10 protein-coding genes are annotated in these 12,510 nt (G+C 40.3%); 3 read left to right on the top strand and 7 right to left on the bottom strand.

Annotated elements, in window-relative coordinates:
- Positions 1-191 precede the first annotated feature (191 nt).
- Complete coding sequence (locus tag AA650_RS03010) at positions 192-821, top strand: LabA-like NYN domain-containing protein (protein ID WP_027403313.1); 630 nt, start codon at positions 192-194, stop codon at positions 819-821.
- Positions 821-2,065 (top strand): LPS export ABC transporter periplasmic protein LptC, encoded by a 1,245-nt coding sequence (lptC, locus tag AA650_RS03015; RefSeq protein ID WP_081424122.1) that lies wholly within the window; start codon positions 821-823, stop codon positions 2,063-2,065. Before AA650_RS03010 ends, lptC begins: the two co-directional genes overlap by 1 nt.
- Positions 2,066-2,308: 243 nt before the next feature.
- Here the strand turns inward: lptC and AA650_RS03020 are convergent, their stop codons facing one another.
- Positions 2,309-3,631, bottom strand: coding sequence for a D-alanyl-D-alanine carboxypeptidase (locus AA650_RS03020; RefSeq protein ID WP_053537905.1), 1,323 nt, complete (start codon positions 3,629-3,631; stop codon positions 2,309-2,311).
- 724 nt (positions 3,632-4,355) lie between these two features.
- Here AA650_RS03020 and AA650_RS27530 point away from each other — a divergent pair.
- On the top strand, positions 4,356-4,505 hold the full coding sequence (locus AA650_RS27530) for a hypothetical protein (RefSeq protein WP_199924369.1): 150 nt from the start codon (positions 4,356-4,358) through the stop codon (positions 4,503-4,505).
- Positions 4,506-4,646: 141 nt separating this feature from the next.
- On the opposite strand, the gene AA650_RS03025 is transcribed toward AA650_RS27530, so the two are convergent.
- The 6 genes from AA650_RS03025 to AA650_RS03050 all read right to left on the bottom strand — a co-directional run bounded on the left by AA650_RS03025 (position 4,647) and on the right by AA650_RS03050 (position 12,441).
- Positions 4,647-5,717: an LOG family protein gene (locus AA650_RS03025; protein WP_053537906.1), complete on the bottom strand. Its 1,071-nt coding sequence runs from the start codon at positions 5,715-5,717 to the stop codon at positions 4,647-4,649.
- 443 nt (positions 5,718-6,160) lie between these two features.
- A complete protein-coding gene (trxA, locus tag AA650_RS03030; protein ID WP_027403318.1) occupies positions 6,161-6,484 on the bottom strand; it encodes a thioredoxin in 324 nt (107 codons plus the stop codon).
- 395 nt (positions 6,485-6,879) lie between these two features.
- Positions 6,880-8,043: a GuaB3 family IMP dehydrogenase-related protein gene (locus AA650_RS03035; RefSeq protein WP_053537907.1), complete on the bottom strand. Its 1,164-nt coding sequence runs from the start codon at positions 8,041-8,043 to the stop codon at positions 6,880-6,882.
- A gap of 105 nt (positions 8,044-8,148) precedes the next feature.
- Positions 8,149-8,682 carry a YdcF family protein gene (locus tag AA650_RS03040; RefSeq protein WP_053537908.1) on the bottom strand — a complete coding sequence of 178 codons (534 nt, stop codon included), beginning with the start codon at positions 8,680-8,682 and terminating at the stop codon, positions 8,149-8,151.
- Between the two features lie 1,307 nt (positions 8,683-9,989).
- Positions 9,990-11,237 (bottom strand): ATP-binding protein, encoded by a 1,248-nt coding sequence (locus tag AA650_RS03045; RefSeq protein ID WP_081424124.1) that lies wholly within the window; start codon positions 11,235-11,237, stop codon positions 9,990-9,992.
- 1 nt (position 11,238) lies between these two features.
- Positions 11,239-12,441 carry a WD40 repeat domain-containing protein gene (locus AA650_RS03050; protein WP_234413275.1) on the bottom strand — a complete coding sequence of 401 codons (1,203 nt, stop codon included), beginning with the start codon at positions 12,439-12,441 and terminating at the stop codon, positions 11,239-11,241.
- Positions 12,442-12,510 lie beyond the last annotated feature (69 nt).

Raw genomic sequence — 12,510 nt, forward strand, 5'->3', positions numbered from 1 at the left:
CAAAGAATTCGGGGAACAGGGAACAGGGAACAGGGAACAGGGAATAAAGAACAATATTGATCTTTACTCTTGCCTCTTGCCTCTTGCCTCTTGCCTTCTGAACTCCTGAATTCTTATCATAAGCAACTCTAACAAGTAGATAGTTAGAAATTTCTATCATAACAGGGATAACAACACAAGGTATGACAACAATGTTGAACAATTTTGAAAACGACTCAATATTTACCCCAGAACAGGTTTTGGAAAATCGGGGTCGGGTGGCTATCTTTATTGATGGCTCAAACTTATTTTATGCGGCACTACAACTAGGAATCGAAATTGATTACACTAAGTTATTGTGCCGATTGACTGGCGGATCAAGGCTATTACGGGCTTTTTTCTATACAGGAGTGGATCGGACAAATGAGAAACAACAAGGCTTTTTGTTGTGGATGCGTCGTAACGGTTATCGGGTGATTGCTAAGGATTTGGTGCAATTACCAGATGGCTCTAAAAAAGCTAACTTAGATGTGGAAATAGCTGTTGATATGATGGCATTGTGCGATTCCTATGATACCGCAGTTTTAGTCAGCGGTGACGGCGATTTGGCTTATGCTGTCAATTCTGTCAGCTATCGTGGGGTGAGGGTAGAGGTGGTGAGTTTGCGTTCTATGACTAGTGATAGTTTAATTAATGTGAGCGATCGCTATATTGATTTAGAAGCCATCAAAGAAGATATCCAAAAAACTCCCCGCCAAAGTTATCCATATCGCCCATTGTCTAGTATGGGCTTTTTAGACGATCCTAGAGATAGTAATAGACATCTAGAAGTTCCAGAATAATGCAAGATTCACAAGCGAGGGAGAATGGAAGACAAGATGGAAAACATCAGAGGGGAATTAAAAATCATTCTCCCCACTTCTGTTCATTTTTGGGGTTAACATCACTAACTAATTGGTTTTACCTGCCTTTGATATTATGTTTAGGCTTATGCTTGTCGAGTTGCGGTAATCTATTACCTACCCAATCAAAAACTGATCCTTCATCTCCAAAAGATGATGATACTAAGATAACTTTTTTTAGGATTGTTTTTGAACAATTTGATGAGGTAGGTAGACCAATTTGGAAAGTTAAAGCTAAAGAGGCAAAGTACACTACAGATAAACAAGTAGGTCAGGCGGAAAATCCTGAAGGGGAACTTTACCAAGATGGAAAAGTTGTCTACCAAATTAAAGCAGAAAAAGCTGACATTAAGCAAGATGGTAAGCAACTATTTCTTCAAGGTAAAATTGTCGCTACTGATACCCGTAATGGGATTGTCTTCAAGGGTAATGAGCTAGAATGGCGGCCTCAAGAAGATTTATTAATTGTTCGCAATCAGTTAAATGGTAGTCATAAACAATTACAGGCTGTAGCTCAAGAGGCAAAGATTAAAACTCGTGAACAACGGGTAGAATTTTCACAAGGAGTAGTTGCTAAATCCACAGATCCACAGTTGCAAATGCAAACTGAGCATTTAATATGGCATATTAAGGAGGAGAAATTATTTAGCGATCGCCCAATTCAAATAGAAAGATATAAAGATAACAAAATTACTGCACGTGGTCAGGGTAACGCCGCAGAAATTAATTTAAAAACTCAAATTGCGACTCTCAAACCACAGGCAAAATTAGAGTTAATAGATCCACCAATGCAAATTACTAGTAACTCTATAACCTGGAATATTAACAAAGAAAATATTACCACAAATTCTCCTATTCGCATATTTCAAACTGCTGAGAATGTGACTGTCACCGCTAATCAGGGAAAAATGAAAATACCAGAAAACACGGTGTATCTCACTGGTAATGTTAATGCGGTTGGAAAACGTAGTCAGTCTTTAAAATCAAATCAACTGACTTGGTATTTAGATAAAAAATTGTTAGAAGCTCAAGGAAATATAATTTATCGTCAAATTGAACCAAAATTAACTTTTCAAGGGGAAACAGCCGTCGGTAATTTAGAAACAGAAAATATTGTTGTTAAAGGTGGTAATTCATCCAAAAGCAGAGTAGTCACAGAAATTATCCCCCAGGAAGGTAGGTAGGGGGTAGGGGAGTTGGGGGGTGGGGGAGTGGGGGGAGTGGGGGAGTTGGGGGAGTTGGGGGAGTAGGGGGAGTGGGGGGAGTTGGGGGAGTGGGGGGAGTAAGGGGAGTAGGGGGAGTAGGGGGAGTAGGGGGAGTAGGGGGAGTAGGGGAGAAATTTCATTCTTCATTCTTCATTCTTCATTCTTCATTCTTCATTCTTCATTCTTCATTCTTCATTCTTCATTCTTCTGACTCCTTCCCCCCTATGATTGGTTGTATAAAACTTTATTGCGATTATCTGCACCAAGATTTGGTAAAGAATTATCTAATCGAGGTGTGACAGTATCGGGAATGTCAGTAGATACTTCTAATTCTTTTTCTAAAGTCTGGAGAAGTTTATCTTGTTGAACCCGAAAAGCTGATACATTGCCACCACGATTAATGATTGTAAACCAAACCAAGCCGCGATCGCGTGTGGGGACAACTCCAGCTAAAGCACTAACATCATTGAGAGTACCAGTTTTCATTACCGTTGCTTTGGGCATATGTCGAGAATGGATCGTGCCTCTATGATCTAGTCCAGAGGTAGGAAATAAATCAGCTAAATTTAACTGATAAAAACTAGCTTCCCGTTGTAATGCCATAAACATAGCACAAACCCCCCTGGGAGAAATTCGATTTTCCTTCCCTAAACCAGAACCATTAATCAAGAGAATTTCTGACTTTGGGAATCTAGCCAGTTGGGATGCTGTGGTGCTAACTACATCTGCACCTCCCACAGAATTGGCTAACATTTCCGCAATATCGTTATTACTGAAAACGTTCATTTCCTTAATGATTTTTTGCAAAGGTAAGGAAAGATGACGTACCAGTAAAGTTTGCCCAACTTTAGGTTGAGGGTCTACTTTAATATTACCAGCAATAATCACTTGGGGTTTAGGTGTTCCTTTGGGCATAATTGAGTATTGGAAAACCACAGAACGCGACCAAGTTTGGTGATTTAGTGCTTGTTTGAGTAATTGACCGGCAAGCAGGGGATGACGTTGGAAATTCATGGCAAAAGCCCCAGTAATTACCAGATTTCCCTTAACTTGCTTAATACCTATTTTATTCAGAGTATTTCCCAGAGCGATCGCTTCCTCCCCCACAAACATAGGATCACCACTACCAGTAATCACTAAATCACCCTGCACCACCCCATTTACTAAAGGTCCAGTGCTACTAACTAAAGTCTCAAATTGGTGATCTGGTCCCCAAGCTTTCAAAGCCACCAATGAAGTAGCAACCTTAGTTAAAGAAGCAGCGGGTAAAGGTATAGTACCTTGATGATTAGCCATCAGCATTGGTCCCGACTGTAACCAAATCCCCTGAGAGGACATGAGATTTTGGTCAATTAATTTTGACGTAATTAACCCATTAAGATATTCGTGAACCGTAATAGCACCTGCTGGACTTGGATCAGGGACAAGAATCAAATTAGAGCTACCTTGCCAAGCCAACACACTCAAAGCTTCTAACGGTTGAATTTGCGCCTTAGCCACTTCTAGCCAGATAGAAAACAAACCTGATCCTAATAATTCCAGCATATTTAAATTCCTTTATTCGTTAATTGGTAAGAGTTTTCTTTAATTTCGTAAGCGTAAACTATATTCAATACCTTGTCTATTTTCTGTAGTTTGGGTTAAGCGACAGCGCAACCCAGCGCATTTGTTGGGTTTCATATTTTTTAGGGACTTCCAAATAAAAAAATACTCAACCACCTAACGCAAAAATCTCTCAAACCCTTATTCCTCTGTGTCCTCTGCGCCTCTGTGGTTCGTTAATCAGGATAATTTATTTCTTGGAAGTCCCTTAAGCTGATATCCAACCTACAAATCAAGGCTTTTTCCAATTTGGACAAGGTATTGATACAGCGGTTTTCGCTCTTATGAGGTACATCTTAGCCCCCTCATCGCACCCCCCTCAATCCCCCCGTAGCGGAGGGAAGAAAAGGATAAGCTTTTGATACTGGAGGGGGTGGGGGGTGGGGTTCTTGTACCTGATAACATCGGGAAGTGCTGTATTCTGAAACTATTTTTAACTTTTAATTCCCTCTTTTCCTAGCAACTTATACTAATATACGAGCCTGATTATATTTATCAGTATTGTTGACACTCCCCTGGCTAAAGACGATTATAAAAAAGATTAAATCTGGGAAAGTGATAGCGTCAGTGCTGACTTGTCAGTTTGGTAAATGAACAATTTTAACGCTTATTCCTTGCACCTAATTCACCTTCTATCCCCATCAAATCATTAACTTGTAACAGTTTTATGTTTATATGGTTAACACCACGCTACGCTATCAGCAAGCCCTACATAATATTTCCCATAGTGCAAGTCTGTGGAATGGTGCGTTACGCTGTCGCTAACACACCCTACTTTTTGACTTTTGCAGTTTATTTAATTCACATTCCTAATTAATAAATTGGATAGGTTAAGTAGGTGAACACAATAAAACCAAACTGTGTAAAGAAACGTAAAATCGCCCAAACCCTCTTCACTCTTGCCTCTTGCCTCTTGCCTTTTGCCTTGCCATAACGACAATTTTCAACGCCAACCTACTTACTTCCTTTCTGGATGTGCCAATTCCTCTGGAGTGGGAACACCCACCTGATTAATTACTCCAATCATTTGATATAAACGCCCTAAATCTCGTTGATTAAAATTTAAAACTAACCGGGGTAAACTAGATGTTTCATCTTGTTCCTCCTGCGGTAATGCTTGGCTTTTAACAATTTTACCTGTCAGCAAAATATCACAAAAATGAGTATTAAGTAATTCCACTTGAGCATCGGATAAATCTTCTTTTAACCGGATCACCAACTGATCACCAACATAACGACTAGAGTGATAAATTCGGTAAAATCCAGTAATGGCATTACAAGCAACTTCAAGATTATCTGTAACAGTGTACAAACTCGGATCATCTGCACTAACAAGCCCTGTTTTTACCAATTTCTCATCAATATATTGACTCCAAGAACGCCAATAATCGCCTCCTGGTTGATCAATTAACACCAAAGGAACTGGACCAAATTTACCTGTTTGGCTCAATGTCATACATTCAAAAGCCTCATCTTGAGTGCCAAAACCACCAGGAAACAAAGCCACAGCATCACTTTCTTTCAGAAGAAATAACTTGCGAGTGAAAAAGTATTTAAAATTAATTAGTTTAGCATCACCTTCAATAATTGGGTTAGCTTGTTGCTCAAAAGGTAACTGAATATTTAAACCAAAGGAATTTTCCCTACCAGCACCTTCTTGACCAGCTTGCATAATCCCACCACCACCACCTGTCATAATCATAAATCCTAGCGCGGAAACAGCCCGACTAAATTGCAGAGCCATTTGATATGCTGGTGTATCTGGTGCTAGACGCGCTGAACCAAAAATAGTAATTTTCCGCACATGACGGTAGTTATAAAATAATTGGAAACCACATTCCATATCTGCTAAAGCGGCAGATAATATTTTCCAATCCAGACGTTCAATATCACTATCAGCAAGACGCAAAATTGTGGTGAGTGATTGCTGAATAAATTGCCGATGTTTTAGTGTCGGTAAACGGTCTATGAGTTCAGCAATATCTGCTTGGAGAGAATCTAATGAAGAAAAGGACGCTTCAGAAGTCATACTTACTGCCGCAATAATGGCATTATATTTTAACGAAAGTTGCTAATACAGTAAAGCGCAAATCAACCAACAGTAAAAATCCAGTTCCCTCCCCTTATAAAGGGGAGGGTTAGGGAGGGGTAAAACATTTGATACAGCAATCATGACTTTTCAAACATTTGGAGATAATTTTTAACTTTTGTAATAGGCTGCCTTTGGTGCATTTAATTTGGGTTACACCTATCACTGAGTGTTATATCAGATATTTGGAGAAAAACGAAAAAAGTGTTCGTTCCGCACTTCGTGCCGCTGCGCTAACATCGACCAACATTGCTGATTTCGCTATGCTCAATTTTGCTCGTTGGTCAATTCTTCACTTACGCGTATTGTATTCATCTCATCACCTCCCTATCGGGTAGGTGAGAGGCTTCTACTGTTTAAGCTAAGTTTATTGTCTATTCAGCTTAAAGATACTTTTCCAAAGTGTTAGCTAAAGTGGTTTTAGGTACAGCACCGACCACCATATCTACTTTTTGTCCATCTTTGAAAATCATTAATGTAGGAATACTGCGAATACCATACTGACTAGCAATCTGAGGATTTTCATCAGTATTAACTTTCACAACTTTTAATTGATCTCCATACTGAGTGGCGATTTCGTCCACAACAGGGGCTACCATGCGGCATGGACCACACCAAGGAGCCCAAAAGTCAACTAATACGGGAACTTCGCTGTCGAGGACTTCTTGCTTAAACGTAGAATCTGTAACTTGTTCTGCTGCTGACATACCTAAAAACCTTTACATAAGATATTTCCGAGGTTGGTGAAAATTCTACCATAGCAAAAACATCCTATTAAGGATAAAGGATATACATTTGCCAGGAAACTAGAAAACTAATCCCTACCATAAGGAACCGCCCGAACATTAGTCCGGGCGGAGTGTGGTGTGAGGAGTGAACGGAAACTTTTGTCTCCGCCATCTCTATTGTAGGCTAGATATGTGATTTTTCCAGTCATTCTCAAAGTTGTTGTCAATTGTCAGTTGTCAATGGTTAGTTGTCAGTTGTCAATGGTCAGTTGTCAGCAGAAAACCCTTAACGATGCCCAATGCCCAATCCCCAGTCCCCAATGCCCAATCCCCAGTCCCCAATCCCCAATCCCCAGTCCCCAGTCCCCAATCCCTTATTTACCCATACCTAACTGTTGGGCTTTTTGGTAAACCTTACCTTCTGTCAACAAAGAAGGAGCAATGACAACTTCAACCTGCTGCATTTCCTTAATGTTTTTAGCCCCTAAAGTTCCCATACTCGTCTTTAAAGCTCCTAAAAGATTATGAGTACCATCATCCAAACCAGCAGGTCCTCTGAGTATTTGTTCTAGAGTTCCAGTTGTACCCACGCGAATGCGAGTCCCACGAGGTAAGACTGGGCTAGGAGTTGCCATACCCCAGTGATAACCACGCCCAGGGGCTTGGGCGGCTCTGGCAAATGGAGAACCAATCATAACAGCGTCAGCACCGCAGGCAATACATTTACAGATGTCTCCTCCGGTGATTAAACCACCGTCAGCGATGATGGGGATATATTTACCGGTTTCCCGATAATAATCGTCTCTAGCGGCTGTACAATCGGCGATCGCAGTGGCTTGAGGTACGCCCACGCCCAACACTCCACGAGAAGTACAAGCAGCACCGGGTCCAATACCTACCAATACCGCTGCTGCACCAGCTTTCATCAACTCTAAGGTGACTTGATATGTAACGCAATTTCCCAAAGCCACAGGGATAGCCATAGAACTGCAAAACTCCGCTAAATTAAGGGGAGTAATAGCTTCTGGAGATATATGATCGGTAGAGACTACTGTAGCTTGGATAAAAAATAGATCTGCTCCAGCTTTAGTTACGACTTCGCCATATTTGCTTGCACCTGCTGGAGTTGCGCTAACTGCCGCAATACCGCCTTGTTGTTTAATTTCCTGAATACGTTTTTCAATTAATTCCGGCTTTATTGGTTCAGCATATAGTTCTTGCATCAGGCTGACAAATTCATCTTTGCCGACGGAGGCAATCCGATCTAAAATCGGTTCGGGGTCGGCATAGCGAGTTTGGACACCCTCTAAATTAATTACGCCCAATGCCCCCAACTGGGACAAGCGAACAGCCATTTGTACATCAACCACACCATCCATTGCACTGGCAATAATGGGGATTTCTCGCTCAATATTGCCGATTTGCCACTTGGTATCAGCTAAACTCGGATCGAGAGTTCTGTTACCAGGGACTAAAGCAATTTCGTCAATTCCATAGGCTCGACGCGCCACTTTTCCCCGCCCAAGTTGAATTTCCACGCTTTAACTTTTCTCAAAACTGTTTAAGCTAGGGTATCAAATTGTGGTGATATTGGGAATTGGGAACAATTGAAAATTTTTGATTTTTAATTCGGTTCTGATGTTCTAGGGTTTATTTTTATTGGCATAATTAGCACCTGTATAACCTGTGGCTACCCAAATAACTGCCCTAGCACCATCCCGAAGAGATTTTTCAATCGGTTCTGGTGAATTTTCTGAAGGAACTGATAGGGGTTTAAAATTCATGCCTCGACTACCTAAAACAATTTCACCAACGATGCAAGCACGACGCATATGAAAGTCAGATGTAATTAAATAAACACTTTTGATGCCACGAGATTGCAATTCATCCACTGTAGTAGTAAAATTAGTAACTGTGTCTACAGCTTCATAGTCTAAATTTAAACGCTGGGTATCAACTCCTGCATTGGCAAATATTTTTTTAGTATGCTGCGGTGGACTGCCTCCAGAAATCCAAATAGGTATATTGGGATATTGGCGAGCTAATTTGGCTGTAAACTTTTCTCTTTCTAGTAAGCGAGTAGAACCGCCCAAAACTAAGATTGCTTGTGGTTGTACAAATTGGTTTTGTACTGCTTTGCACCCCCACCAGATAAATAAGGGTAGGAGACAAGCCATAACCCTCACAGATTTCCCTGTCAAAAGTAGCTTATTCAAGGCTCTATAGGTATGTCTATTCGGACTAGAGTTTTCTTTAAAAATCAGCACAATAACGCACAGGGATGATGGTTAGTATAAGTTTTTGCGAACTATGTCTAGAAAAAAGTTGTAACGTTGCGATCATAGTAAGTAGGTGAACACAATAAAACCAAACTGTGTAAAGAAATGTAAAATCGCCCAAACCCTCTTCACTCTTGCCTCTTGCCTCTTGCCTTTTGCCTTGCCATAACGACAATTTTCAACGCTCACCTACTTAACTGAATCCACGTCGCTGTAATTTCTGCCATATCCTAAACTATCTGAGAAAATTAATCAAAGGTGTCTCACCATTCATTGACAACATAATTTTTAGGTTTACTATAAGACTTAACACGCCTAAGAATTTTAATTAGTGCAACTGCTTGCTATATGTGACAATGATTTATTTGTTTTCACAAACATAATTTTCAATTCTTAATGAATACAATCAGGAAAGAATACATAAATCTTTATATTTACCTTCGAGGCGATCGCTTTTGCTAGTAATATTAAGGAATATGAATTAAATAAAGTGCAAAAGTAGGGTGTGTTAGCGACAGCGTAACGCACCATTTCAGGTTAAGTCAGAATTGCAGGTTATTAAATTTGCGTTCCTAAGGGACTTCCAGGAAATAAATTATCCCAATAAATAAATGAACAAACGAACCACAGAGGCACAGAGTACACAGAGAGAGAAGAAATAGGGAGGGTTTTTGCGTTAGTTTTGGGACATTTTTTTATTTGGAAGTCTCTAAGTGGCTAGTACCGCAGGGCGGAAGTCAAAAGTCAAAAGTCAAAACTAATATACAGTAAGCTTTTTGGCGATTGAATATGGTTGCTTTATTTACGCCGTGATGTACTAGTTAGAGACTTCCAAGAAATAAATTATCCTAAGAAACGAACCACAGAGGCACAGAGTACACAGAGAGAGAATTTCTGCATCAGTTTTGGGACATTTTTTTATTTGAAAGTCTCTTAGAGGGTGTTTGAAAAGTTATGGTTGATGTATCAAATATTTTTTACCCCACCCTAACCCTCCCCTTGTAAAGGGGAGGGAACTGGATTTTTATTGTTTCCCCCCTTTACAAGGGGAAAGGGGGGTAGCAATGTGATGAAAATTACGGAATAACACTTTTCAAACATCCTCTTAGGTAAATTGTCAGAAATGGCTATAGCTTGCGTGACGACGGAGGAGTGATACGCCATGCTTCGCTATCAGGATGTGCAGGATTAAAGGATGTACAGGATCAAAACAAAGATTTTATGAGCCATTGGCGGAAATTATCATGATAGAATTTGTAGGTGGTTGAGTCAGAAATAGTTTCTATTTGCAAGAACTCTAACCAATTTTCTAATAATTCTTCAATATCATATTCATCAGTATTTAGGAAATTGGCCATATCTGTAACTGATATGGGTTGTGTTGTCTGGGATAAAACTTGCAACACTGCTAGGGGAAAATCTTCATATTGAGAACCCAGCATTTTTTCTAAATGTTGTTGGTAATAGGTTTCTAATAGTGGTGGAAATAATGTTCCTATTTGGGAAGGTTGGGGATAAAAATTATTAGTAATAGCAGCTAAAATTTGACTAACATACATAAAATTATTTTCGCTGCGGTTGGTTAAATTAGTCATAAATTCTGCTTCATTTATTTGGTGGGTATTTAACCAGGATTTGATTGACCTCTCCCCCAACCCCTCTCCTGCGAGGAGAGGGGAGTTAGACAAGTTTTTTTCCTCTATTTCTGTAATAGGAGAAGGGGAGTTAGAAGCATCTTGTTCCCCCATTCCCTCGTAGGGAAGGGGGGTGAGGGGGGTTAGGTTTCTCCGAATATAATTTTGAATATCCTGTTTATTTTCCTGTGGATAATCTGCTAAATGCAAACTTTGCACCGGTGCTTCAATTAATAAACCGGAATTACTGGATAAAAACGGACGACGGGTTAGGAGAAAATACACCCCTTGGGGAATGTAGCGGGGAAGATAAAAAATATTTGTTCCTGGTGGTTGTAATTGGGAATTGATGCAATTTAAACTATCAATGGCAATAATTAATTTTTGATTTGGTTGTAAACTGTCGCTGATTTGTTGGAGAAGCAATGATAAAAACCAACTTCCCTCTGTTGCGTTATCGGGTAAATTTGGCAGAGATATTTGATCAAATGTGGCGATAATTTGAGAACATATATATTTGAGAAATTCTTCAGCGTGATTTTTCCCCTCTAGTTCAGCGTTGTAATAAATTACCTGGCGATTTTCTGGGGGATTGTTTTGATTAATATATTGAGCAATAATTGCACTTTTACCGCTACCGGGTAGACCGATAATAGTGAAATAACCCCGGTTGTAGCGATTGAGAAAATTATGAATCGCAGTAAACACGAAATTACGACCGATAAAATTCGCGCTTTTTTGGTGAATTATGGCTGCAAATTCTTGGTGATTAACTATGGAATTATTCATAGTTGGTGGTCTGGGTGATAAACTCATCATTTCATGCTCCCGGATTTTCCCACTTTAAAAAATGCACCATTCCCCCAGCGTCACCCGCAATAATTGTTAACCCATTTGGTGTAACTGCACAGGAATGAAAGTCAGCGTCACCACTAAAAGTAGCTATTTCCACCCCTGTCTCTAAATTCCACACCTTCACAGTATTGTCATCAAAACCAGAAATCACCCGTTTTCCGTCTGCTGTCACTGCTACTGCTAGTACATAACCACTATGACCTGAGAGGGTCAACTGTTCCTCCCCTGTCTCTAAATTCCACACCTTCACAGTATTGTCCGAAGAACCAGAAATCACCCGTTTTCCGTCTGCTGTCACTGCTACTGCTAGTACATAACCACTATGACCTGAGAGGGTCAACTGTTCCTCCCCTGTCTCTAAATTCCACACCTTCACAGTATTGTCCGAAGAACCAGAAATCACCCGTTTTCCGTCTGCTGTCACTGCTACTGCTAGTACATAACTACTATGACCTGAGAGGGTCAACTGTTCCTCCCCTGTCTCTAAATTCCACACCTTCACAGTTTTGTCAGATGAACCAGAAATCACCCGTTTTCCATCTGCTGTCACTGCTACTGCTTGTACCGAATCACTATGACCTGAGAGGGTCAACTGTTCCTCCCCTGTCTCTAAATTCCACACCTTCACAGTTTTGTCAGATGAACCAGAAATCACCCGTTTTCCGTCTGCTGTCACTGCTACTGCTCGTACCCAATGACTATGACCTGAGAGGGTGCGGAGTAACCTTCCTCCCGCTTGGGTGAGACTGGGGGTGAGGGGACGCAACCAAGGGAGAGGGTGAGTTTGTTGTGCTTGGGTTAATAGTGTTTGCATTGCTGGGGTGTTGATGGTTTGTAACCTTCCCCATAATTGACTTACTAATTGTTGTTTATCCTGGGTGACAATATGTGCAGACAGTCGCAAAGCACTTTGAATATATTTTAAGGTTTTGCTTTGGTCTGGGTGGGTTGCGGTTTGGGTAGCATCTAATAAATCATAATCTTCAATTAAGGCTTGGATACCAAAGTCAGGATGATTGATTTTGTTAGATATGAATTGATAATCTGTGAGGGTTTGGAAATATTTGGTTAAGTTACCGGAGTTTACCAAATTATAAGGAAATTTACCCAAATAAGCTTTTTGGGAATAGGATTTATCTGATAATGATTTTTTGTTAGTTGCTGGCATAAGATTTTTGATAAAAATTAATATCTGTAGGTTGGGTTGACGTAAGGAAACCCAACATTAAATTGGTTG

Origin of the sequence: Anabaena sp. WA102 (assembly GCF_001277295.1) — a bacterium.
Lineage (GTDB): Bacteria > Cyanobacteriota > Cyanobacteriia > Cyanobacteriales > Nostocaceae > Dolichospermum > Dolichospermum heterosporum.

What these genes read in the sequence shown, in the direction of transcription:
- AA650_RS03020 (WP_053537905.1), bottom strand. Translation starts at nt 3,631, where the DNA reads ATGCTGGAATTATTAGGATCAGGTTTGTTTTCTATCTGGCTAGAAGTG.
- AA650_RS03040 (WP_053537908.1), bottom strand. Translation starts at nt 8,682, where the DNA reads ATGGCTTGTCTCCTACCCTTATTTATCTGGTGGGGGTGCAAAGCAGTA.
- AA650_RS03050 (WP_234413275.1), bottom strand. Translation starts at nt 12,441, where the DNA reads ATGCCAGCAACTAACAAAAAATCATTATCAGATAAATCCTATTCCCAA.
- lptC (WP_081424122.1), top strand. Translation starts at nt 821, where the DNA reads ATGCAAGATTCACAAGCGAGGGAGAATGGAAGACAAGATGGAAAACAT.
- AA650_RS27530 (WP_199924369.1), top strand. Translation starts at nt 4,356, where the DNA reads ATGTTTATATGGTTAACACCACGCTACGCTATCAGCAAGCCCTACATA.
- AA650_RS03010 (WP_027403313.1), top strand. Translation starts at nt 192, where the DNA reads ATGTTGAACAATTTTGAAAACGACTCAATATTTACCCCAGAACAGGTT.
- AA650_RS03045 (WP_081424124.1), bottom strand. Translation starts at nt 11,237, where the DNA reads ATGATGAGTTTATCACCCAGACCACCAACTATGAATAATTCCATAGTT.
- trxA (WP_027403318.1), bottom strand. Translation starts at nt 6,484, where the DNA reads ATGTCAGCAGCAGAACAAGTTACAGATTCTACGTTTAAGCAAGAAGTC.
- AA650_RS03025 (WP_053537906.1), bottom strand. Translation starts at nt 5,717, where the DNA reads ATGACTTCTGAAGCGTCCTTTTCTTCATTAGATTCTCTCCAAGCAGAT.